Origin of the sequence: Thalassotalea sp. HSM 43, assembly GCF_004752005.1 — a bacterium.
Classification (GTDB): Bacteria; Pseudomonadota; Gammaproteobacteria; order Enterobacterales; family Alteromonadaceae; genus Thalassotalea_A.
Genome location: NZ_CP038493.1, coordinates 2,808,449 through 2,832,630, shown reverse-complemented (window position 1 = coordinate 2,832,630; position 24,182 = coordinate 2,808,449). Strand labels below are relative to the sequence as shown.

Genomic DNA, 24,182 nt, shown 5'->3' with positions numbered 1-24,182 from the left:
AATTTATACAGTTTTCAACAGCTTACCTTGATTTCCCAAACAAAATAATGTGGTTAATTTTTAGTAATAATAAAGTTTTGAGCTAGACTAAAATCATCTCTGCATCTTAATAATAGAGGGGTTAACTATGCTTAAACACAAGTTTATTGCATCAATAGTAATAACATTTTCCACCTTTTTTACATCGCTCAGCTTTGCCGCTGACAAACCGAACATTTTGGTTGTTTGGGGTGATGACGTCGGCATTTGGAACATAAGTGCTTATTCGAACGGTATGATGGGGTATCAAACCCCGAATATCGATCGCATCGCAAATGAAGGTATGCGCTTTACTGATTACTACGGTGAACAGTCTTGTACCGCAGGCCGTTCATCATTTATTACTGGTATGTCCGTATTTCGTACCGGCTTGTCTAAAGTTGGCCTGCCAGGCGCTGAACTTGGCATGTCAGAAAAAGACATAACCATTGCTGCGGTATTAAAAGAGCAAGGTTATATGACCGGTCAGTTTGGTAAAAACCACTTGGGTGACCAAGATAAGCACTTACCAACCAATCACGGCTTTGATGAATTTTTTGGTAACCTGTATCACTTAAATGCGGAAGAAGAACCAGAGAATAGAGATTACCCAAAAAATCCTGAATTTCGCAAGAAGTTCGGTCCTCGTGGCGTAATCAAGTCTAGTGCCGATGGCAAAATCGAAGATACTGGCCCATTGACGAAAAAACGTATGGAAGTTGTTGACGATGAAACCGTTGCTGCAGCGTTAAAGTTTATCGACAAAGCTCATAAAGCCGACAAGCCATTTTTTGTATGGTGGAGCGGTACGCGTATGCATTTTCGTACCCATGTCAAAGACGAGCTAATGAACGACCCTAAATATGCAGAATATGATGAATATACCGTTGGTATGATTGAACATGATATGCATATTGGTATGTTTTTGAAGAAGCTTGATGATTTGGGTATCGCAGACAATACCATCGTCTTTTACTCTACCGATAATGGTCCGCATATGAACACATGGCCAGATGCGGCTATGACGCCATTTAGAGGCGAGAAGAACACTAACTGGGAAGGTGGCTGGCGTGTACCAGCAGTGATTCGCTGGCCTGGCAAAATCAAACCTGGTTCGATTACCAATGAGATTGTACATCATATGGATTGGTTGCCTACCTTCGCCGCTGTTGCCGGCAATGACGAGGTGAAGGAAGACCTATTAGATGGTTACAAAGCCATAGGTCGTACCTACAAAAACCATTTAGATGGCTACAACTTAACGGATTTACTTACTGGTAAAAGTGATAAGTCGGGACGTAATGAAATATTCTACTTCTCAGACGACGGTGATTTAACCGCACTACGCTATCAACAATGGAAAATCATCTTTATGGAGCAACGCGTAGAGGAGACCCTCGAAATTTGGGCGAATCCATTTACGCCATTGCGTGTACCGTTGATTTTTAATTTGCGCCGAGACCCATTTGAACGCGCGCAAAAAACATCTAACACCTATTATGATTGGCTGATAGACCGCGTATATGTTTTGGTTCCAGCACAGACCTATGTTGGTCAATTCCTAGAAACCTTTAAGGAATACCCGCCATCGCAAAAAGCAGCGAGCTTTAGCTTGGATCAAGTTATGGAGAAACTGCAAAAAGGTGGTGGTAGTAAATAGCTACTGGCATTAAGTAAAGATAAAAAGCCCGATTTGTATCGGGCTTTTTTGTCTTAGATCGGCTAGGTGCTAGGTGCTAGGTGCTAGGTGCTAGGTGCTAGGTGCTAGGTATGAAGGACTATAAAAGCGTGAGACTTAAAATCAACCACCGCGAACATATTCTTATTTTTGTGCGCTATAAACTGTAGAAAGCAAAAAACCGACCATAAGGTCGGTTTTTCGCAAATAGTGGCGATTACTTCATGAGTCGAACCTGCGACCTGTCATCCCGGGCTTGACCCGGGACCTCTTAGCCCCAACGGGAGCCTATAAACCAGTAACGACGAACTTCACGAGGTTGCGGCATGCGCCGCAATGACGGCGCATATATCCTTATTCTTGTTAGGTTTTAAGTGCAGAAAGCAAAAAACCGACCATAGGGTCGGTTTTTCGCAAATAGTGGCGATTACTTCAGGAGTCGAATCTGCGACCTGTCATCCCGGGCTTGACCCGGGATCTCTTAGCCCCAAAGCGAGCCTATAAACCAGTAACGACGAACTTCACGAGGTTGCGGCATGCGCCGCAATGACGGCGCATATATCCTTATTCTTGTGAGGTTTAAACTGTAGAAAGCAAAAAACCGACCATAAGGTCGGTTTTCGCAAATAGTGGCGGACACGGCAGGAGTCGAACCTGCGACCGCCTGGTTCGTAGCCAGGTACTCTATCCAGCTGAGCTACGTGTCCGCGGTCGGTAGTTTTAAGTGATACCTCACTTCAAAAATTTATGGTTCGCTTTTGATTAGCGAATAAAAAACCGACTTATACAAAGTCGGTTTCTCGTAATAGTGGCGGACACGGCAGGAGTCGAACCTGCGACCGCCTGGTTCGTAGCCAGGTACTCTATCCAGCTGAGCTACGTGTCCGCGGTCGGTAGATTTAAGTGATACCTCACTCTCATTTATTTAACCACTTTGAGAAAAGTGGCGGACTTGGTTGAGTCAAACTGCAACCGTCTGGGCTCTTATATTAGCGCCAGGTAACACCTGGATAACCAGCTTTAAAGTCCCTCAATTATTTATCCACTCTGAGAAAAGTGGCGGACACGGCAGGAGTCGAACCTGCGACCGCCTGGTTCGTAGCCAGGTACTCTATCCAGCTGAGCTACGTGTCCGCAATCTAGTATCGAATGGCGGTGAGGGAGGGATTCGAACCCTCGATACAGCTACAAACTGTATACTCCCTTAGCAGGGGAGCGCCTTCAGCCTCTCGGCCACCTCACCGTTTCGATGGCGTGCATATTAATGGATTGGAAAAATATGTCAACGGATTTTTTCGTCTTTTTTACTGATTGCTGATATTTCAAACAGACAGCATATTTTTCGAGCCCAAATGCATGAAAGGGTTACAACGCATTAACGTAATGTAACGTGACGCCCTTTGCTATTGAGAAAGATTATTGGTTACCTACAGAATCCGGATCGCCCTTTTCGGCTTGGATTCTCATGTAGATTTCCTCACGATGTACAGAAACTTCTTTCGGCGCATTGACACCAATGCGAACTTGGTTCCCTTTGACCCCTAGAACGGTGACAGTTACATCATCACCTACCATAAGAGTTTCACCAACTCTACGTGTTAAAATAAGCATCCTACTGCTCCCTTTTCATTTTGTCAGAAATCAAGCGGTATATTAACAAGAATCAGTAGCCGATGAACAGCACTGATTTATTTTCCCTACCACTAAGAGTAAATTTAGCAAAAATATCCTAAAAGCCTAATAAAACTAGTCATTTAAATTAAACTTTTTAGTTAATGAGCTAATCGCAAGCGGCGCATCGCCTTGTTTCATCAGTACCGACAATTTTATTTCTGCGGTAGAGACTAAAAACACATCGATGGCCTGTTGCTGCAAAGTCGCGAACACACCTGCCGCTACGCCACAATGAGAACGCATACCGTTACCTATCACAGATACCTTGCTCAATTGTTTAAGACAGTGGTAAGCACTAATAAGTTTCACGCTGACGAATTCTTTACAGATATCCTCTGCGGCTACCAAGTCCTTACGTGCGATAGTGAAATTAAGATCCTTTGATTGCGCATTAGCTTGATGAGAAATCATATCAATTTCGACATCAGCTTCGGCCAACTCGGCGAACAAACGTGTTCTGAGCTCACTAAGTGGCAGCATTGATTTAACCGAGAACAGTATTTCATCGTCTTGACATGCAATCGCTGTGACCGGATGTTGACGATCAACTTCTGGCTCATAACAAATCTGCGTACCATCGCTATCGCCATCGGTAAAACTCGACAGCACCCGCAACGGCATTTTATTTTGTCCGGCAAATTCTACCGCTCGAGGTTGTAGTACTTTTGCACCACAACTGGCCATTTCCAGCATCTCTTCAAAACTAACATGGTCGAGTTTTTTCGCGCTGGCTTCAATTCGAGGATCTGTGGTGTAGACGCCATCAACATCGGTAAATATTTGGCACTCTTTAGCACGTAATGCACTGGCAATTGCTACCGCCGTTGTATCTGAACCGCCGCGACCTAACGTGGTGACATTGCCTTCACTGTCCATGCCTTGAAAACCAGCGACGACCACCACATGGCCTTGCTGAAGTTCGATTAACATGCGCCTAGTATCGATGTCTTTAATGCGCGCTTTATTGAATCGGTTATTGGTATGAATCCCCGCCTGATGTGCTAGCAACGAGATTGCTGAATAACCTCGCTTAATAAGCGCCATCGACAGCAGCGAAATAGACACTTGCTCACCTGCGGCAAGTAACATGTCTAATTCTCGAGGAGATGGGTTTTGGTCGACTTGAGACGCTAAATCAACTAGGCGGTTGGTATCTCCAGCCATGGCAGAAACGACCACGACCACAGAGTGCCCTTGATTTTTCGTGGCAATGATTTGCTCTGCCACTTTCTCTATACGAGAAGGGGAACCTACAGAGGTTCCCCCATATTTTTGTACAACGATTGCCATTAAGCAGTTACGTCCATTACAACTTGTCTGCTAGCCAAGACTCAACACTGGCAAGCGCTGGCGCTATATTCTCAGGTTGACTACCGCCGGCTTGAGCCATATCAGGACGTCCACCGCCTTTACCACCAACTTGCTCGGCAACCATTTTCACTAAATCACCGGCTTTTACTTTGCCGATTAGATCTTTGGTAACACCAGCAATAAGGTTCACTTTGCCGTTATTGGCCAGTGCCAACATAACAACGCCGGATCCCATTTTATTTTTCAGATCGTCAACCATATCTCGCAATGCTTTTGGATCACTGCCTTCAACATCGGCAATCAATGCTTTAACACCATTGATATCAATCGCTTGAGAGAGCAAATCAGAGCCTGCTGCGGCGGCTAGTTTTTGCTTCAAGGTGGTGATGTCTTTTTCCAGCTGTTTTGATTTGCTAATAACCTGCTCGACCTTGGTCAAGGTGTTCGCTGCATCTGACTTAACCATGCCAGCAATCGCGGCTAATTTGTCAGCTTGAGCATCAATAAAATCAAGAGCCACATCCGCGGTTACCGCTTCGATACGACGAATACCGGCGGCGATACCACCTTCAGATACGATTTTAAAGACACCAATATCACCGGTACGCTCAACATGCACACCACCACACAGCTCAGTAGAGGTGCCGCCTAAGGTGACAACTCGCACTTCATCTTCATACTTTTCACCAAATAAAGCCATCGCGCCCTTTTCTTTGGCGGTATCGATATGCATATTTTCAGCGTGTTGCGGGTGATTGTTACGAATCTCTTCATTAACCATACGTTCGGCTTGACGCAATTCTTTAGCGGTTACACCTTCAAAATGTGAGAAGTCAAAACGTAATTTTTGATCATCAACCAAAGAGCCTTTTTGCGTCACGTGATCACCCAATACGGTGCGTAATGCTGAGTGCAATAAATGTGTCGCTGAGTGATTTTTGATGATGTTACTGCGACGCTCAGAGTCAATGACGGCTTCAGCAGCAGCATTGAGCTGAATATCCGCTTGCGCTTGACCATGATGGGCAATGGCATTGCCTAACTTTTGCGTATCGCTAACAACAAATACACCAGCATCGGTCGTGATGGTACCCGTATCGCCAACCTGACCACCAGATTCTGCGTAGAACGGCGTGTTATCGAGAACCACGACACCTTTCTCACCGGCTTTAAGTGTATTTACTACGCCATCACTGTTGAACACTTCAACAATCGTGGCGTTATAACGGTGCTTGTCGTATCCCTCAAACTGTGAGGTTTTATCTGACTTTAACGACTCATTGTAATCGGAACCAAAGTTACTGGCTTTTTGCGCACGTTCGCGCTGTGCCTGCATTTCTTTGTCGAAACCTGGTTGGTCGATTTCAATGTTGTTTTCGCGGGCGATATCGGCGGTTAAATCCGCTGGGAAACCATAGGTGTCGTAAAGTTTGAAGACATCTTTGCCATCAATGGTTTTGCCTTTAAGGTTGGCAATGACATCGCTTAATAAATTCATACCACGGTCAAGGGTTCTGCGAAATTGCTCTTCTTCCACCTTAAGGATTTTTTCCAACACACTGCGTTGCTGAATTAGCTCTGGGTATGCGTCAGCCATTTGCACGATAAGAGCAGCAACTAACTTATAGAAGAAGACATCTTTGGCCCCCATGATGTGACCATGACGAATTGCACGACGAATAATACGGCGCAATACATAGCCGCGACCTTCGTTTGATGGCATCACACCATCAGCGATTAAAAAGCTACATGAACGAATGTGATCGGCAATAACGCGCAATGATTTGTTATCTAAATCATCGACATTTAGCAACTCGGCGGTGGCTTTAATCAAGCCTTGAAAAATATCAATTTCATAGTTGGAGTGAACGCCTTGCATAATGGCAGCAATACGCTCAAGCCCCATGCCGGTATCTACTGACGGCTTTGGCAGTGGTTCCATGGTGCCATCAGCATGGCGATTAAACTGCATAAATACCAAGTTCCAGATTTCGATGAAACGGTCACCGTCTTCTTCAGGTGTACCTGGAGGACCACCCCAGATATGTTCACCGTGATCATAGAAGATTTCAGTACAAGGACCACATGGGCCAGTATCACCCATCGACCAGAAGTTATCAGATTCAAACTTCTTACCACCTTGCTTATCACCAATGCGAATGATCCTGTCCGCTGGCACGCCAATGTCTTCGTTCCAAAGAGCAAACGCTTCGTCATCGGTGTCATAAATGGTGACCAATAGTTTATCCACTGGCAACTGCAAGGTTTCCGTTAAGAATGACCAAGCAAAACGAATCGCATCATGTTTGAAATAGTCACCAAAACTAAAGTTACCTAACATTTCAAAAAAGGTATGGTGACGAGCGGTATAACCGACGTTTTCAAGGTCATTATGTTTACCGCCGGCGCGAACACAGCGTTGCGACGATGTTGCGCGAGTATAACTGCGCTGTTCCGCACCCAGGAAGGCATCTTTAAATTGCACCATTCCAGCGTTGGTAAACAACAAGGTTGCGTCATTACCCGGCACCAGTGAGCTGCTTGCTACTACTTGGTGTTGCTCTTTAGCAAAATGGTCTAAAAATGCCTGTCTTATTTGGGCACTGGATTTAATCATTTTCATCGTCCAATTTAGTCTAGTGTCATCGCGGCACTGATTTGTTCGAAATCAAAACCACGATATTGCAAAAATCTTACTCGTTTGGCTTTATCTTTTTGATCACGAATTGGCACATCGCCAAAACGCTTATGATAAACCTGTTGTGCCAATTCAAACCAGTCTACTGGTTCGCTGGCAAAGGCCTGACTTGAGATATCTGAAGCAAGCCCTTTTTGTTTTAATTCGTTACTGATATAGGTACGACCGTAGCCTTTTGCAAGGCGTTGCCTGATAACACATTGTGCATATCGAAGATCGCTTTGAATATCATGTTCAATCAGTTTTTCTAAAACAAGGTTAATATCATCCAATTCAAAATCTTTCTGTTTGAGCTTTTGCCTAAGCTCATGACATGAATGTTCTCGCCTTGCCAAATAGTTATACGCGGCTTTTTTGACTTCCTTGTTAATAACTGGCGCTGAATCGTCTGACACGAGTATCCTGTTTTTATGATTGAAAACTGGCCTATTTTACCTACATAAAAATAAAAAAACAGGTAGCGCCGCCATGCTTTTGCTACTTGGCAGAGAAAAAATGTAAAAAACCTTTAATTTTTGACAAATTAACGACTTTACAAGCTACAATCGGGTCAATAAAAATTCACTATTACAATCAGCGCTAAGCGCTCAAAATAACAAGAGATCGTTTTTAAGGGATATTATGAAATTGAAAAAATCAATCGCCCTATGTTTGATGGCATTCGCCTCAGCCACTACCGCAGCCGACAATAAACTAGGCTATTTCAGCGCACCGAGCATCCATGATAATTCTGTGGTTTTTACTGCCGAAGGTGATTTATGGCACACCTATACCAATGTAGGAACAGCCAAACGTTTAACCACTCACGAAAGTGAAGAGACCATGGCCAGCATTTCCCCTGATGGCCAGTCTATTGCGTACATTGCCAATTACCAAGGAACGTTTGAAGCCTACACAATGCCAATCAATGGTGGTCAACCAAAACGGTTGACCTTTGAAAATGCGCGCGTTCGTGTACAAGGTTGGAGTCACGATGGCGAAGTGATTTATGCCACCACATCAGGTTTTGGCCCTGCCAATTATTGGACCCTTAAAACCGTTAATCCAAACACCTTAAAAACCACCGAACTGCCATTGTCTGATGCCATTGAAGGTGCGGTGAGCAGCGATGGTAAATATCTATTTTTTACCCGTTTTGGTTTGCAAGTAACTGGCGACAACTCACGAGTCTACCGAGGTGGTGCACAAGGTCAAATCTGGCGTTGGGCATTAAACTCGAAACAAGAAGCCACACCGTTGACCAAAGATCATATGGCATCGGTACGCGAGCCTATGGTGTATAAAGACAAAGTTATCTTTATCTCCGACATCAGTGGCAGTGATAACTTGTGGTCAATGGACTTTGATGGCAATAACAAACAACAACTGACCAAACATCAAGATTGGGAGATTCGCCTCGCCTCAAATCAGGGCAACCAAGTTGTCTATCAATTAGGTGCGGATATCCATCAGTTTAATCTGGATAACAGCACTGACAAAACCTTAGATATTTCTCTTGTATCAGATTTTGCCGAGCGCCAAGAGCGCTGGGAAAACAAGCCGATGAAGTACTTTAATAACGCCGCCATTGCAGGCAAGGCTAAAAAAGTCGTTATTACCGCTCGTGGCAAACTGGCGGTGGCTGGCTTAAATAATACGCGTTTGGTTGAAATCGATACGCCAGCGCAAAGTCGCACGCGTTCCGCAGTTTTATCCGTTGATGGCAAATACGTTTACGCCATTAATGATGCCAGCGGCGAAAACGAAATCTGGCGCTTTGCCGCTGATGGCTCTGGCCAAGGCAAACAATTAACCAAAGACGGTGGTAGCTTTCGTTGGAATCTTTACCCATCACCAAATGGTAACTATTTAGCCCATGATGACCGTGATGGTAACTTGTGGTTGCTTAACCTGAAAACACAAAAGAACCAAAAAATAGCGGAAAATGGCGGCGGTTTTAGCGCCTTTGATTCGGTCACCTGGTCTGCAGATAGTAAGCTAATTGCCTTTGCTGGCAGTCATGTTGATCGTCAACGCTCAAGCATACGCTTGTATTCACTGGCGGGCGATAAAGAGCAATTTCTTACTTCCGATAAATACGAAGCTTTCTCGCCGACCTTCTCAGCTGATGGTAAATGGTTGTACTTTATTTCCAACAGACACTTTAGCTCTAATCCGCGTTCACCATGGGGTGATCGTAATATGGGACCAGCGTTTGATAAGCGCGGACAAATATTCGCCTACGCCTTAACCAAGGATGACAAATTCCCATTTAGCAAACCAACGGAATTAGACAAGGTTAATGGCAGCAAAAACAAAGATGCTAAAGACGACAACAAAGACAGCAAAAAACAAAGCAAGAGTGTCAGCATCAACTGGGACGGCATAACCGATAAGTTGTATCAAGTGCCTGTCGCGAACAATAATTACTCGTCACTTGCGGCAAGTAAAAAAGGCTTGTATGTACTAGAGAGCGCCGGTTCGGCGAAAAACATTAAGTACATTAAGTTTGACAACATCGAGCCGAAGCCTGAAACCTTTGCTGGCGGTGTACTTGGATATCAACTGGCTGCTAATGGTGAACAAATCTTGTTTGCCAAGCGTGCAAAAGATGTGATGGAAACATACATCGTTGATGCCAATGCCAAAGCCCCTAAAGACCTGAAAAAATCGAAAATAAACTCGAATCACTGGCAAATGGCGTTCTCTCCAGCGGATGAGTGGCAACAAATGTTTCAGGATGCATGGCTAATGCACCGAGAGTTTTTGTTTGATGCCAATATGCGCGGTCTAGACTGGGCAGCAACCAAGAAAAAGTATCAACCATTAGTTGACCGCATTACCGCACGTAGTGAATTAAATGATATTTTTGCGCAAATGATGGGCGAGTTAAACGCTTTGCACTCACAAGTGCGTGGCGGCGATGTGCCAGTCGATAAAGACTCCGCCAAAGGCAGTACCTTAGGTGCTCGTTTTGGTGAAGTGAAAAACGGTGTATTGATTGACGACATTTACGATGGCGATAAAGACTTACCAGCCTTTGCCGCACCGCTTGCCAAGGCTGAAGTAAATGCCGCTGAAGGGGATGTCATTACCCACATCAACAATAAAAAAGTGAATAGCTTGGTTGAGATGCACCAAGCGTTGCGTAACCAGGCGAAAAAACAAGTACTGCTGACACTAGAGCGTAACGGTAAGACGCACAAAACAGTCGTGGTGCCAACTTCGGCGCGCACGGATGCCGCTCTGCGCTATCTTGATTGGGTTGATCACAATCGTAATAAAGTTGCTAGCAGCAACAGTGATATCGGTTACCTGCATATGAATGCGATGACCGCCAATGATATCAACAGTTTTGCTCGTGAGTTTTATGCTAATTTTGATAAAGACGCCTTGATCATTGATGTGCGTCGCAACCGAGGTGGTAACATTGACAGTTGGATTATTGAAAAGCTACTACGTCAAGCGTGGATGTTTTGGCAAGAGCGCAATAGTGCTCCTTACACAAATATGCAGCAAACATTCCGCGGTCACCTTGTCGTGCTAACCGATCAGTTAACCTACTCTGACGGTGAAACCTTTTCAGCGGGCATTAAATCACTAGGGCTTGCACCGCTTATTGGTAAACAAACCTCTGGTGCTGGTGTATGGCTAACCGGTCGTAACCGTTTAACCGACAATGGTATGGCTCGTGTTGCCGAACTGCCACAATACTCACTGCAAGGTGAATGGGTTGTTGAGGGAACGGGTGTATCACCTGATATTGAAGTGGATAACCTGCCATATGCAACGTTTATGGGCAGTGACGCTCAACTAGATGCTGGTATCGAATACTTATTGAACAAGCTTAAAAGCGAACCAATTAAGCCGCTTAGTGCCAAGCCTATGGCAAAACAAGGTCCAGCAGCGGATATCAATAAAATTAACTAGTCACAGTGAAAAAGTAAGACAACAAAAAGGGCATCATTCGATGCCCTTTTTTACTGCGTGATTGCTTGATTTTACTTTCAAGGGGTCAGATCACTTGAACGTATGACATTTTCAATGTTTTTCAAGTGATCTGACCCCATGAAAAATGATGTTACTGCCCGTAATCCAAGTTAGGCGCTAGCCACTTTTCCGCCTCTGTTAAGCTCATCGATTTTCTATCGGCATAACTTTGTGCTTGTTGCTTGTCGATTTTCGCGACAGCAAAATATTTACTGTCTGGGTGGGCAAAGTACCAACCGCTCACCGCAGCACCCGGCCACATGGCAAAACTAGAGGTCAGCTCCATACCGATATTGGTCTCAACATCGAGCAACTCCCATAAGGTACGTTTTTCGGTATGTTCTGGACAAGCGGGATAGCCCGGCGCAGGGCGTATGCCTTGATACGATTCGCGAATAAGCGCTTCGTTATCAAAGTTTTCATCGCTGGCATAACCCCAAAACTCTTTGCGCACACGTTCGTGCAAATATTCGGCTGATGCTTCAGCTAAACGATCTGCCACTGCTTTTAATAAAATGGAATTGTACGTATCGTGCTTAGCATCATATTCAGCCACCAACTCATCCGCACCAAAGCCAGAAGACACCGCAAAGGCACCAATGTAATCGTCAATAGCGCTGTCTTTACTGGCAATATAATCACCTAAACAACGGTTATATTGCCCTGCTTTCTTTTTCGTTTGTTGACGAAGGTTGCGCAATGTAGTCAATCGATGGTTTTTGTCATCATCACTATATACTTCTATATCTTCACCGATACTGGCTGCTGGAAACAAACCAATAACCGCCTTGGCTTGCAGCTTCTTATCGGCAATAACCTGATCTATCATCGCATTTGCATCGGCGAACAGCTTTCTTGCTTCTTCGCCGATAAGCTCATGTTCAAGAATTTTCGGGTACTTGCCAGACAATTGCCAAGTTAAGAAAAACGGTGTCCAGTCGATGTACTTTCTGACTTCATTTAAATCGAGATTATCTAAAACCGTGACACCGGTTTTGTTTGGTTTGCGTGGAGTGTAGTGGTCGAAAGATAAGGCAAATTTGTTGGCTTTCGCCTCATCAAAGGTCGACAAATCGCTGCGCGGCCCTTTTTTATTGTGGCGTGCACGTACGGTTTCGTATTCTTTGTTGATTTTAGCGACCAGATCGCCTTTCAATTCTGGTGTCAGCAAGGAGTTAACCACGGATACCGAGCGAGATGCATTTGGCACATAGACCACAGGATGTTGATATTGCTGCTCTATTTTAACGGCAGTATGGGCTTTAGATGTCGTTGCGCCACCGATCAATAAAGGTAAGTCAAAGTCGAGACGCTGCATCTCTTTAGCAACGTGAACCATTTCATCTAAGCTTGGTGTGATCAAGCCAGAAAGACCGATTATATCGACGTTTTCATCTCTTGCTACCTGCAATATCTTATCGCAGGACACCATCACCCCTAAGTCGATAACCTGGTAATTATTGCATTGCAACACCACACCGACGATGTTTTTACCAATATCGTGCACATCGCCTTTAACGGTGGCTAACAGCACTTTACCATTGGTTGAGGCTTCGGTTTTTTCGGCTTCAATATACGGTTGCAAGTGGGCAACAGCTTGTTTCATAACACGAGCGGATTTTACCACCTGCGGTAGGAACATTTGCCCTTCACCAAATAAATCGCCTACTACGTTCATGCCATCCATCAATGGCCCTTCGATAACGTCCAATGGTCTGCTCGCTTCAACACGAGCTTGTTCGGTATCTTCGACGATAAACTCATTAATGCCTTTGACTAAGGCATGCTGCAAACGTTCTTTAACGGGCAATTCACGCCATGCTAAATCAACCACATTGGTTTTGCTGCCAGCTTGACCGCGAAACTCCTCGGCGACATCAAGCAAGCGCTCGGTTGCGCCGTCATCACTGTTTTGAACAACGTCTTCAACCGCCTTTAATAGGTTTTCAGGAATGTCTTGATATATGGCTAATTGGCCAGCGTTAACAATCCCCATGTCCATACCATTTTTAATGGCATGATATAAAAACGACGCATGAATCGCCTCTCGCACCGGGTTATTACCACGAAACGAGAAAGACACATTAGATACACCACCAGACACCATGGCATAAGGCAAGGTGTCTTTGATAACTTTGGTTGCTTCAATGAAATCGACAGCGTAGTTATTATGCTCTTCGATACCTGTGGCAATGGCGAAAATATTGGGATCGAAAATAATATCTTCCGGCGGAAAGTTCAGTTCATTAACCAAAATATTGTAGGCTCGAGTACAAATTTCCACTTTGCGTTGTTTCGTATCCGCCTGACCAACTTCATCAAAGGCCATGATAATAACCGCCGCACCGTAACGACGAATAAGCTCCGCTTGGTGGCGGAATATTTGCTCGCCTTCTTTTAATGAAATGGAATTAACGATGCCTTTACCTTGAATACACTGCAACCCGGCTTCAATGATTTCCCATTTAGACGAGTCCAACATGATAGGCACTTTAGCAATATCAGGCTCACCGGCAATTAAGTTCAAAAACTTAACCATGGCGCCCTGACTATCGAGCATGCCTTCATCCATATTGATATCGATGATTTGAGCGCCATTCTCAACTTGTTGTAAAGCAACCGAAATCGCTTCGTCGTACTTTTCTTCGGTAATCAGGCGTCTAAAAATCGCCGAGCCGGTGACGTTGGTGCGCTCACCTACGTTTACGAACAAACTGTCTTGATCAATGGTTAATGCTTCTAAACCTGATAATCGACACGCCGTTTTACGAGGCGAAATAGGTCGTGGTTTGATGTTTGCTACGGTATCCGCGATGCCTTTAATGTGCTCAGGCGTGGTACCACAACAGCCACCTACAATATTTAAAAAGCCAGACTCGGCCCATTCTTTGATGTGCGCGTTCATGTCCTCAACGGTGAAGTCATATTCACCGAAAGCATTAGGCAAACCGGCATTTGGATGGGCACTGACCGCGTAATCAGAGATATTACTTAACTCTTCAACATATTGACGCAGCTCAACGGGACCGAGCGCACAGTTAAGACCAAACGATATCGGATTGGCATGACGCATAGAATTGTAAAATGCTTCGGTCGTTTGTCCCGACAGGGTGCGACCCGATGCATCGGTGATGGTTCCTGATATCATTATTGGTAGTCGCTGACCACGTTTGGCAAACACTTCTTCAATGGCAAAAATGGCCGCCTTGGCATTCAGGGTATCAAAGATGGTTTCTATCATAATGATATCGGCGCCACCCTCAATCAATGCTTCGGTCGACTCTACATACGCCTCGGCCAACTCATTGAATGAGACGTTACGAAATGCCGGATTGTTGACATCAGGAGAAATTGAACAGGTACGGTTAGTAGGCCCTAACACACCGGCAACAAAGCGAGGTTTATGAGGCTGCTGCGCTGTCACTTCATCCGCTACACGTCTTGCTATCTGTGCTGATACCAAGTTGATCTCACGACTTAACGACTCCATGTCGTAATCCGCCATAGCGATGGTGGTTGAGTTAAAGCTATTGGTCTCAATAATATCGGCACCGGCCAATAAATACTGGCGATGAATATCAGCAATAACTTCAGGTTGGCTAAGTACCAATAAATCGTTATTACCTTTTACGTCACAGTGCCAATCGGCAAAACGCTCACCGCGATAATCACTTTCTTCAAACTTATGCTGTTGGATCATCGTGCCCATGGCACCGTCCAAAACTAAGATACGCTGTGCTAATTGTTGCTCTAATAAAATGCTGGTTGCTGATTTCACTGTTACTTCCGAAAAGCAGGTAAAAGGCTACGCCTTGAGTTAATTATTAAGTTCGTATGGGGTAATTTGGTATACATAGTAGTTTAGCCAGTTACTAAACAATAAACAGCCATGGCTGCGCCAACTATTGCTTGGCTTTTGCTCGAAATCATTATTGATAAAATAGTTAACTGGAACAAAGGCATCGATACCCGCGCTGATGTCTCGTTGATATTCATCCTTTAAGGTACTTGCATCATACTCCGGGTGGCCAGTAACAAATACATGTTTTTTATCATCACTGGCGGATAAATAGACACCGGCTTGGTGCGATTCGGCAAGCACATTCAAGCCATCAATAGAATGATAATCTGCTATTGGCACTTCACCATATCGAGAATGTGGTACTTTAAATTCTTCATCAAAGCCGCGTGTTAGCGGCTCTAAATCGTCAAGCGTTTGATGCAAATAGACCCCGGATAACTTCTGCTCTCTCAACTCACGTTGCAAGCCATAATGGTAATACAACGCCGCATGAGCCGCCCAGCATGAATACATAGTCGACGTCACATTGGCATCCGCCCACGCGAATACCTCTTCGATTTTGGGCCAATACGTCACTTGTTGATAATCGAGCTGGCCAAGTGGTGCCCCTGTGACAATTAAACCATCATATTTTTTGTGTTTAATGTCTTCAAACAATACGTAAAACGCATCCATGTGTGCCTTAGGCGTATTCTTCGACTCGTTTAAATGCAACCGCACTAAATCAACATTGATCTGTAGTGGTGTATTAGAAAGCATGCGCAATATTTGCACTTCGGTTTCTATCTTATTTGGCATCAAATTGAGAATAGCAACCTGCATCGGGCGAATATCTTGGTTTATCGCTCGGTTCTCCGACATCACAAAAATGTTTTCATTGGCCAGTACCGCTAACGCTGGCAACTGATCCGGTATCTTTATTGGCATCGACTATTTCCCATATTGCATTGTGCTTAATACTACTTAACCATCTGGAAATGTCAACATCTAAACGTTTAGACGTCTATAAAAATAATTACACCGTCAATTTGTAAAGAAATGTTAAATGTGTGTAAAATCGAAACACTTTCTTGAAGATTTCAAGAATACAATCACATTCCAAAATAATAAAAAGGGAAGTTATGAAGAAGTTTATTACCCTATTCTTGTTTATGTTCATAGGAGCACAGGCATCGGCAGCCGATCTAGAAGAGCTTGCTAAGTATGCCAAAAAGCCTATGTACACCTCCGCAAAAATATCTCCAGATGGAAAACACTTGGCCGTTAGAACCTATCATGAAGGCGAATATGTATTGGCATTTATGGAAACAGAATCCAAAAAGCTGGTATTTACCTTAATCATGGGTGGTAAAGAAAGTGTCGGTAATTACCACTGGGTGAATAACGAGCGCGTCGTCGTCTCGCTATTGACTGAGACCGGTGCGTTAGGCGTAGAGGCTCTGACAGGTCGTTTATTTGCCATAAACTACGATGGTAGTAGACGTGAACCTATCTTCTCAAATAATCATAACGGTGACGTTGGTTCAACATCAAAGCGTAAAACCTTCAGTGGTTACGGTACGGTCGTTGATACTCTAGATGGCGACGACGATAACATCTTAATCATGGTTCGCCCTTGGTTAAGAGCAAGACATCAAGAACAACGTGCACCAGAGTTAGTTCGTCTTAACGTTTATACCGGTGCGCAAAAACGCATTATGAAATCACCAGGTCGTGGTAATAGATTCTGGCTTGATCACGATAAAGAAGTTCGTTTTGCCAAAGGCACGGTCGGTTATGACGATACGTTGCTTTATTACCGCGAACCTGGCGGTGAATGGGGCGATTTCCCATTTGATATCGATGTGGATTTTGCCAAAGACAAAGTCGACGTCTACGGTTTTAGCGCAGACAATAACAAGCTTTACTACACCCTCTTTGATGATGGCGACAACGGTACCTTGTACTCGTATAACTTTAAAAAGAAAAAATCTAGTAAGGTTTTTAAAAGTGAGACCGCCGTTATAAGCCGTATGCTTTATGACAGAGACCGCGTACCTTACGGCATTAAAATTGATGAAGATTATTCAAATTACCTAATGTTTACTAAAAAAGTACCATTAGCCAATGTTCATCAAATTCTTTATAAGTCTTTCAAAGGTGACTCTGTTGATATCACGAGTACCACACAAGACGGTTCAACCGTCGTTGTATTAACACACGGCGATAGAAACCCTGGTACCTTCTATTTATACGATACGGTTGAAAACAAAGCGAAGTTCTTGTTCAAGAGCTATGAGTGGTTGGAGACAAAAGAACTATCGGCAATGGAACCGTTTAGGTTTAAAGCAAGAGATGGTGTTGAATTACTAGGCTATATTAGCTTGCCGAATAATATTGACGGTAAAAACTTACCATTGGTGGTTATGCCACACGGTGGCCCAAGAGCACGAGACTATTGGGGTTATGATTCTCACGTACAAACCCTAACCTCTAACGGTTTTGCCGTATTACAAGTTAACTTTAGAGGGTCAGACGGTTTCGGCGAAAACTTCATGCACATGGGTGATAAAAAATGGGGTACCGAAATTCAATATGACATCATCGATGCGACAAAGTGGGCTGTAAATAGCGGTATCGCAGATGCCAACAAACTGTGTATCTACGGTTGGAGTTTTGGCGCTTACTCGGCGCTACAAAGCTCTATAGTGGAACCGGACTTGTATAAGTGTTCTATTGCAGCAGCTGGTATCTTTGAACTAGAAGCGGCTTATGATCGAGGTGACATTCCTGACTCAGCCTATGGTGCAGATTATCTAAATGAAGCGATCAGTGATGATGAGAAAACATTACGTAGCCAATCGCCATATTACAATTTAGACAAACTGAAAACACCAGTGCTATTAATTCATGGTTCTGAAGATGATCGCACACCAATCGAGCATGCTGAAGATTTAGCCAGTCGATTAGAAGATATGGATCGTAAAGTGGAAACCTTGTTTGTGGATGATGAATACCATGGTTTTAGAATCGAATCTAACCGTGTTAAAGCAAACAAAAAAGTCATCGACTTTCTTAATCAACACATTGGTGGTTAATGGTTACACCACTAAATAAGACATAAAAAAACCGCTCTTAAGAGCGGTTTTTTTTATCTGTAAGATTAAGCGTTAATGTTATTCAACTTCAACCGCTTCTTCTTCACTGTCCTTAACTGTCGTTAACAACATAGCGCGTAACTTAGCATCAAGATCTTTTGCCATTGCGGTGTTTTCTTTCAAGAATTTACATGCATTAGCTTTACCTTGACCAATACGTTCACCGTTACAGCTATACCAAGCACCGGCTTTTTCAACCAGCTTATGTTGTACACCTAGGTCAATCAACTCACCAATGTTGTTGATACCTTCACCGTACATGATTTGGAACTCAGCTTGTTTGAATGGTGGTGCAATTTTGTTTTTAACAACCTTAACACGCGTTTCGTTACCGGTAATTTGGTCACCCTCTTTTACCGCACCGATACGACGAATATCTAAACGTACTGACGCGTAGAATTTTAGTGCGTTACCACCGGTCGTCGTTTCTGGGTTACCGAACATTACACCAATCTTCATACGGATTTGGTTAATGAAAATCATCATGGTGTTTGATTGTTTCAAGTTACCGGTAAGTTTACGCATAGCTTGTGACAGCATACGAGCTTGTAAACCCATGTGACTATCACCCATATCACCTTCGATTTCAGCTTTTGGCGTTAACGCCGCTACCGAGTCAACCACGATAAGGTCAACCGCGCCTGAACGAGTCAGCATGTCACAAATCTCTAGCGCTTGTTCACCCGTATCTGGTTGTGAAACAAGTAAGTCATCGATATTAACGCCAAGCTTTTCAGCGTAAATAGGGTCTAGTGCGTGCTCAGCATCAACAAACGCACAGACTTTGCCGTTGCGTTGTGCTTCAGCAATAACTTCTAGCGTTAATGTGGTTTTACCACTTGATTCTGGACCGTAGATTTCAATGATACGACCCATAGGTAAACCGCCAGCACCTAATGCAACGTCTAACGATAATGAACCAGTCGATACTGTTTCAACGTCCATGCTGCGGTTCTCACCTAATTTCATGATTGAACCTTTACCGAATTGACGTTCGATTTGGCCTAATGCTGCGGCTAACGCCTTTTCTTTATTCGCATCCATTGTTGTCTCCAGTAATTTTTATAATTTATCCAGTAGTTGAGAAATAGTATACTGTATAATCGTACAGTATCAACACCTTTTTCTTTAAATCGTTCAAAATACAACCTAAGACGTTGATATATAACAATATAAAATACGCATCAAGTTTATCAAAAAGTGCTAAAAGACGATTTAATACAGTGTTTACAACAGTGGAATTCAGTATTTATACAGTAGTTTTACTTGGCAAAGTTTACGCGTTGTAGAGCAAAACAACTTTGCGCTTTACTGCAGATTATTTTAACATCTTTAGATTACCAATTTCACTAGATATTTCTCGGCCCCGTAGCGCGATTCCTAAGCCTTTGCCGGCATTAACAATTTAGGGCCAAGCCAATAAAAATAAGTTAATAAATGACAGACGATCTCTTAAAAAATACCAATCCGACGCCGATGATGCGGCAGTATTTGACCATAAAATCTGAATTTAAACACATTCTGCTATTTTATCGTATGGGTGACTTCTACGAGTTATTTTATGATGACGCTAAAAGAGCCGCAGACTTACTTGATATCTCACTGACCGCACGTGGTAAATCCGGCGGCAATGCCATCCCCATGGCCGGTGTCCCTTATCATGCGGTAGAAGGTTATTTAGCGAAATTAGTGCAATTGGGCGAGTCCGTTGCTATCTGTGAGCAAATAGGCGATCCAGCAACTAGCAAAGGTCCGGTCGAACGCAAAGTGGTGCGCATCATCACCCCAGGCACTATCTCAGATGAGGCCTTGCTTGAAGACAAGCATGATAATCTATTGGTCTCGGTATTTGAGCACCAAGATAGCTATGGTGTTGCTTATTTAGATATGAGCTCAGGTCGCTTTGTTATCTGTGAACCCAATACAGAAGAACAATTACAGGCGGAATTGCAGCGATTGAATCCTGCCGAGTTGCTGTATCCAGAATCATTTAGTCAACAAGCACTTATTGAACAAATCAAAGGCAGTCGACGTCGACCAGAGTGGGAATACGATTTAGCAACGGCTAAAAAAGTGCTAAATGAGCAGTTTTCAACAACGGCATTATCAGGCTATGGCGTTGACGATTATCCGCTTGGCTTGTGCGCTGCAGGCTGTTTATTGCAGTACGTTAAAGATACTCAACGTTCGGCGCTGCCACATATTCGCAGTATCAAAGCTGAAGCCTATTCACAAGGCGTTATTCTTGACGCAGCAACTCGTAAAAACCTTGAATTAACCGTCAACCTATCGGGTACGGTCGATAACACTTTGGCATCGGTACTTGATAAAAGCGCCTCGGCTATGGGCTCTCGTTTACTAAAACGCTGGCTACATTTTCCGTTACGCGATATCGATACCTTAGCGCAACGTCAAGACGCCATTAGTAGCATCCTAGATATCGATGTCCAAGAAGACTTGTTTGATGTCATTAAAGGTATGGGCGATATTGAACGTATTGTCTCACGCATCGCCTTGCGCAGTGCACGCCCACGAGACTTTGCACGATTGCGTAATGCACTGACCTTATTACCCGAGCTCAATGAATTGAGCGGCCTATGTCAATCTACATTGATGCAGCAATTATCAGAGCAAGTCACACCGATAGACTATGTTCAGCAATTGTTGAGCGAAGCGATTATCGATAACCCACCGGTATTAATACGAGACGGCGGGGTGATTGCCGAAGGTTATCACAGCGAGTTAGACGAATTACGTGGTTTAAGCAAAGGCGCTAGCGAGTTCCTTGCGCAATTAGAAGCCAAAGAGCGAGAGCAAACCGGTATCTCTACCTTGAAGGTTGGCTACAATAAAGTTCATGGTTTTTATATTGAGATCAGCCGCAACCAGTCACAAGATGTGCCCGATCATTATATTCGCCGGCAAACCTTAAAGAATAACGAACGCTTTATTACCCAAGAGTTAAAATCACACGAAGAAAAGGTTTTAACCGCGCAAAGTCGTTATTTGGCCTTAGAAAAACGCCTCTATGATGAGTTATTTGATCTTATCGCTGATCATATCGAACAATTGCAAACATGTGCGCAATCGGTCGCTACACTCGATGTTCTCAATACCTTTGCTGAACGTTCGCAAACATTAAATTATCAAAAGCCAACATTGACCAATGAACCCGGCATACACATTAATGCTGGTCGTCATCCAGTGGTTGAGCAAGTCAGTAAAGACGCCTTTATCGCCAACCCGGTGGAATTAAATAATGAGCGTCGAATGTTGATCATTACCGGTCCAAATATGGGTGGTAAATCAACCTATATGCGACAAACCGCATTGATCACCCTACTCGCTCATGTTGGCTGCTTTGTCCCTGCCGACAGCGCGACCATAGGCATAGTGGATCGCATCTTTACCCGTATTGGCGCCTCAGATGATCTGGCAAGTGGCCGCTCAACCTTTATGGTCGAAATGACCGAGACAGCCAATATTTTAAATAATGCCTCGGATAAGTCATTGGTACTGCTCGATGAGATTGGTCGTGGTACATCCACCTACGATGGCTTATCGTTAGCCTGGGCTTGTGCTGAATATCTGGCTTTAAACTCAAAAGCATTTACCTTATTTGCCAGTCATTATTTTGAATTAACCGAATTGGCCGAGCAAATGGATAATCTTGCCAATGTGCATTTAGATGCCATTGAGCATGGCGACTCTATTGTCTTTATGCACGCAGTGCAAGAAGGGGCAGCGTCGAAAAGTTTTGGTTTGCAAGTTGCGCAATTGGCCGGTGTACCTAAAGTCGTCATAACTCGCGCGAAGCAGCGTTTAGGTGAGCTAGAAAGCCAAGCAAAACCAACAATATTGTCGCAAGCGCCAAGCGATACGATGCAGGTCGATATGTTTAATGAGGCACACCCAATCATAGAGCAGCTAGACAGCCTAGATATCGATGATTTGAGCCCCAGACAAGCACTTGATTTACTGTATCAATTAAAAAAATCGTTATAGCGAAATAGCTACGATAAGCTGCAAAAGAAAGAGCCGCCAGTTCAATAAACTGGCGGCTCTTTTTTGTTCAATCTAGTGTGCTTGAGCTTACTGCTGAAACAATGACTCGATAGACAAGTTTTGCGCAGATAAGATATCACGTAAGCGTTTTAATGCTTCTACCTGAATTTGACGAACGCGTTCACGGGTTAGGCCAATCTCATGACCAACATCTTCTAATGTTGCCGGCTCATAGCCAAGTAAACCGAAACGACGAGCTAATACTTCACGTTGCTTAGAATTTAGTTCATTCAACCAATGTACAATATTTTGACGAATATCTGAGTCTTGTAAATCAGATTCAGGGCCTTGGCTCTTCTCGTCGGCAATAACATCTAACAATGCTTTGTCTGATTCGCCACCAAACGGAGTATCAACTGACGTAATACGCTCATTTAGCTTAAGCATCTTGCTGACATCAGCAACAGGCACTTCTAATTTACTGGCAATTTCTTCGGCGGTTGGCTCATGATCTAACTGTTGCACCAATTCGCGGGCAGCACGTAAATATACGTTTAGCTCTTTAACCACATGGATAGGTAAGCGAATGGTTCGGGTTTGATTCATAATGGCCCGTTCAATGGTTTGACGGATCCACCAGGTTGCGTAGGTAGAGAAACGGAAGCCGCGCTCTGGGTCGAATTTTTCGACTGCGCGAATAAGGCCCAAGTTTCCTTCTTCGATTAAGTCTAATAATGGTAAACCGCGATTGTTATATCGTCGTGCAATTTTGACGACTAGTCGGAGATTACTTTCAATCATTCGAGCTCGGGATGCTTCACAGCCTTTAAGTGCCTTTCTGGAGAAGAAAACCTCTTCTTCTGCACTTAGTAGCGGAGAAAAACCTATCTCGCTCAAATACATCTGAGTTGCATCTAAATTTGATGCAGTGTCTTCGCTGCTGATTTTCTTTTCAGTAGTCTTAGTTGCTTCTGCAACTGCAGCGCCTGTAGTACTTTTTGCATTATCCATCGACATCTCCCAATATCCGCGGAATTATTATTAAACGTTCACTCGTGCCTCTTTTTTTTATTAACTTATTAACGATTATTTCGGTAAATAACGCATTGGATTTACCGATTTGCCCCTAAATCTAATTTCGAAGTGCAACATAGTACGATCTGTACCAGTATTGCCCATTCTCGCGATCACACTTCCTGCTTTTACTGTTTCTTGTTCTTTTACCAGTAACTCATCATTGTGAGCGTAAGCACTGAGATAGTCATCATTATGTTTGATGATTATCAGGTTGCCATAACCGCGTAACGCACTGCCGGAATAGACTATCAAACCATCGGCTGCAGCTTTGACGGGTTGCCCCTTCTTACCTGCTATATCGATGCCTTGATTTCCTTTTTCGGCACTTGAAAAGTTTGAAATTACCGGCCCTTTAACAGGCCATATCCAACGATTCACTTTTTGTTTTAATGATGGTACTTTCACCGCAGTGAATTTCCCACCCTTAACTTCACCATACTCCTCGGCTTTATCATTTGCAACAGTTTTTTTGCTGTTTTTTTGCACAGTTTTAACGATTGGTTTACTGGCGTTTGTTGAGCCGTTATTTTTACTGGCTTGCGCTGTCAAATGTAAAGTTTGATTTGGATAGATTTGATATGGCGGCTTAAGGTTATTATATTGTGCCAAAGTGCGCACATCGGTCCCCGCGCGAAAGGCGATAGAATATAAGGTTTCGCCTTTTTTAACCTTGTATGTCTTATCTTGGATCGGAGATTGAGCCTGGCGTGAACTGCTGTTTGTTTCTAGGTTTACGACCGGTGCTGGGCGTGTTCTTTCCGCGCACGCCGATAACGCCATGATCACGGTGATCATCACTGCAAAAGTGTAAGA

At 43.8% G+C, this 24,182-nt stretch carries 13 protein-coding genes and 4 tRNA genes; 4 read left to right on the top strand and 13 right to left on the bottom strand.

Features of this window, described 5'->3' with window-relative positions; genetic code table 11:
- The first annotated feature begins 127 nt into the window (after window positions 1-127).
- Window positions 128-1,678 carry an arylsulfatase gene (locus E2K93_RS12245; RefSeq protein WP_135439375.1) on the top strand — a complete coding sequence of 517 codons (1,551 nt, stop codon included), beginning with the start codon at window positions 128-130 and terminating at the stop codon, window positions 1,676-1,678.
- Window positions 1,679-2,326: 648 nt separating this feature from the next.
- Here the strand turns inward: E2K93_RS12245 and E2K93_RS12240 are convergent.
- The 8 genes from E2K93_RS12240 to E2K93_RS12205 form a co-directional block, all read right to left on the bottom strand.
- Window positions 2,327-2,403 (bottom strand) — tRNA-Arg (locus tag E2K93_RS12240).
- Between the two features lie 102 nt (window positions 2,404-2,505).
- Window positions 2,506-2,582: transfer RNA gene (locus E2K93_RS12235), tRNA-Arg, on the bottom strand.
- 171 nt (window positions 2,583-2,753) lie between these two features.
- Window positions 2,754-2,830: transfer RNA gene (locus tag E2K93_RS12230), tRNA-Arg, on the bottom strand.
- Window positions 2,831-2,846: 16 nt separating this feature from the next.
- Window positions 2,847-2,939, bottom strand: a tRNA-Ser gene (locus tag E2K93_RS12225).
- A gap of 173 nt (window positions 2,940-3,112) precedes the next feature.
- On the bottom strand, window positions 3,113-3,307 hold the full coding sequence (gene csrA / locus E2K93_RS12220; protein WP_135439374.1) for a carbon storage regulator CsrA: 195 nt from the start codon (window positions 3,305-3,307) through the stop codon (window positions 3,113-3,115).
- A gap of 135 nt (window positions 3,308-3,442) precedes the next feature.
- Entirely contained in the window at window positions 3,443-4,660 is a 1,218-nt protein-coding gene (locus E2K93_RS12215) for an aspartate kinase (protein WP_135439373.1), read from the bottom strand.
- A 16-nt stretch (window positions 4,661-4,676) separates the two neighbouring features.
- Complete coding sequence (alaS, locus tag E2K93_RS12210; protein ID WP_135439372.1) at window positions 4,677-7,298, bottom strand: alanine--tRNA ligase; 2,622 nt, start codon at window positions 7,296-7,298, stop codon at window positions 4,677-4,679.
- A gap of 14 nt (window positions 7,299-7,312) precedes the next feature.
- Window positions 7,313-7,774 carry a regulatory protein RecX gene (locus tag E2K93_RS12205; protein ID WP_189637766.1) on the bottom strand — a complete coding sequence of 154 codons (462 nt, stop codon included), beginning with the start codon at window positions 7,772-7,774 and terminating at the stop codon, window positions 7,313-7,315.
- A 226-nt stretch (window positions 7,775-8,000) separates the two neighbouring features.
- Here E2K93_RS12205 and E2K93_RS12200 point away from each other — a divergent pair, with 226 nt between their 5' ends.
- Window positions 8,001-11,288 carry a S41 family peptidase gene (locus E2K93_RS12200; protein WP_135439370.1) on the top strand — a complete coding sequence of 1,096 codons (3,288 nt, stop codon included), beginning with the start codon at window positions 8,001-8,003 and terminating at the stop codon, window positions 11,286-11,288.
- A gap of 151 nt (window positions 11,289-11,439) precedes the next feature.
- Here E2K93_RS12200 and metH read toward each other — a convergent pair whose 3' ends face one another.
- Together metH and metA are read right to left on the bottom strand one after the other, a co-directional pair.
- On the bottom strand, window positions 11,440-15,126 hold the full coding sequence (gene metH, locus E2K93_RS12195) for a methionine synthase (RefSeq protein ID WP_135439369.1): 3,687 nt from the start codon (window positions 15,124-15,126) through the stop codon (window positions 11,440-11,442).
- Between the two features lie 39 nt (window positions 15,127-15,165).
- Window positions 15,166-16,077, bottom strand: a complete 912-nt coding sequence (metA, locus tag E2K93_RS12190) for a homoserine O-acetyltransferase MetA (protein ID WP_135439368.1) — start codon at window positions 16,075-16,077, stop codon at window positions 15,166-15,168.
- A 194-nt stretch (window positions 16,078-16,271) separates the two neighbouring features.
- Here metA and E2K93_RS12185 point away from each other — a divergent pair, with 194 nt between their 5' ends.
- Window positions 16,272-18,227 carry an alpha/beta hydrolase family protein gene (locus tag E2K93_RS12185; RefSeq protein WP_135439367.1) on the top strand — a complete coding sequence of 652 codons (1,956 nt, stop codon included), beginning with the start codon at window positions 16,272-16,274 and terminating at the stop codon, window positions 18,225-18,227.
- Window positions 18,228-18,305: 78 nt separating this feature from the next.
- On the opposite strand, the gene recA is transcribed toward E2K93_RS12185, so the two are convergent.
- Window positions 18,306-19,331, bottom strand: coding sequence for a recombinase RecA (gene recA, locus E2K93_RS12180; RefSeq protein WP_135439365.1), 1,026 nt, complete (start codon window positions 19,329-19,331; stop codon window positions 18,306-18,308).
- Window positions 19,332-19,724: 393 nt separating this feature from the next.
- On the opposite strand from recA, the gene mutS reads away from it, so the two are divergent.
- Window positions 19,725-22,292 (top strand): DNA mismatch repair protein MutS, encoded by a 2,568-nt coding sequence (gene mutS, locus E2K93_RS12175; protein WP_135439363.1) that lies wholly within the window; start codon window positions 19,725-19,727, stop codon window positions 22,290-22,292.
- 87 nt (window positions 22,293-22,379) lie between these two features.
- On the opposite strand, the gene rpoS is transcribed toward mutS, so the two are convergent.
- Both rpoS and E2K93_RS12165 read right to left on the bottom strand, forming a co-directional pair.
- Window positions 22,380-23,303, bottom strand: a complete 924-nt coding sequence (gene rpoS, locus E2K93_RS12170) for an RNA polymerase sigma factor RpoS (RefSeq protein ID WP_228445292.1) — start codon at window positions 23,301-23,303, stop codon at window positions 22,380-22,382.
- Between the two features lie 75 nt (window positions 23,304-23,378).
- Window positions 23,379-24,149, bottom strand: a complete 771-nt coding sequence (locus E2K93_RS12165; protein ID WP_228445599.1) for a peptidoglycan DD-metalloendopeptidase family protein — start codon at window positions 24,147-24,149, stop codon at window positions 23,379-23,381.
- Window positions 24,150-24,182 lie beyond the last annotated feature (33 nt).

Coding starts and splice junctions, on each gene's coding strand:
- E2K93_RS12245 (WP_135439375.1), top strand. CDS start 128: ATGCTTAAACACAAGTTTATTGCATCAATAGTAATAACATTTTCCACC.
- csrA (WP_135439374.1), bottom strand. CDS start 3,307: ATGCTTATTTTAACACGTAGAGTTGGTGAAACTCTTATGGTAGGTGAT.
- E2K93_RS12215 (WP_135439373.1), bottom strand. CDS start 4,660: ATGGCAATCGTTGTACAAAAATATGGGGGAACCTCTGTAGGTTCCCCT.
- alaS (WP_135439372.1), bottom strand. CDS start 7,298: ATGATTAAATCCAGTGCCCAAATAAGACAGGCATTTTTAGACCATTTT.
- E2K93_RS12200 (WP_135439370.1), top strand. CDS start 8,001: ATGAAATTGAAAAAATCAATCGCCCTATGTTTGATGGCATTCGCCTCA.
- metA (WP_135439368.1), bottom strand. CDS start 16,077: ATGCCAATAAAGATACCGGATCAGTTGCCAGCGTTAGCGGTACTGGCC.
- E2K93_RS12185 (WP_135439367.1), top strand. CDS start 16,272: ATGAAGAAGTTTATTACCCTATTCTTGTTTATGTTCATAGGAGCACAG.
- recA (WP_135439365.1), bottom strand. CDS start 19,331: ATGGATGCGAATAAAGAAAAGGCGTTAGCCGCAGCATTAGGCCAAATC.
- mutS (WP_135439363.1), top strand. CDS start 19,725: ATGACAGACGATCTCTTAAAAAATACCAATCCGACGCCGATGATGCGG.
- rpoS (WP_228445292.1), bottom strand. CDS start 23,303: ATGGATAATGCAAAAAGTACTACAGGCGCTGCAGTTGCAGAAGCAACT.
- E2K93_RS12165 (WP_228445599.1), bottom strand. CDS start 24,149: ATGGCGTTATCGGCGTGCGCGGAAAGAACACGCCCAGCACCGGTCGTA.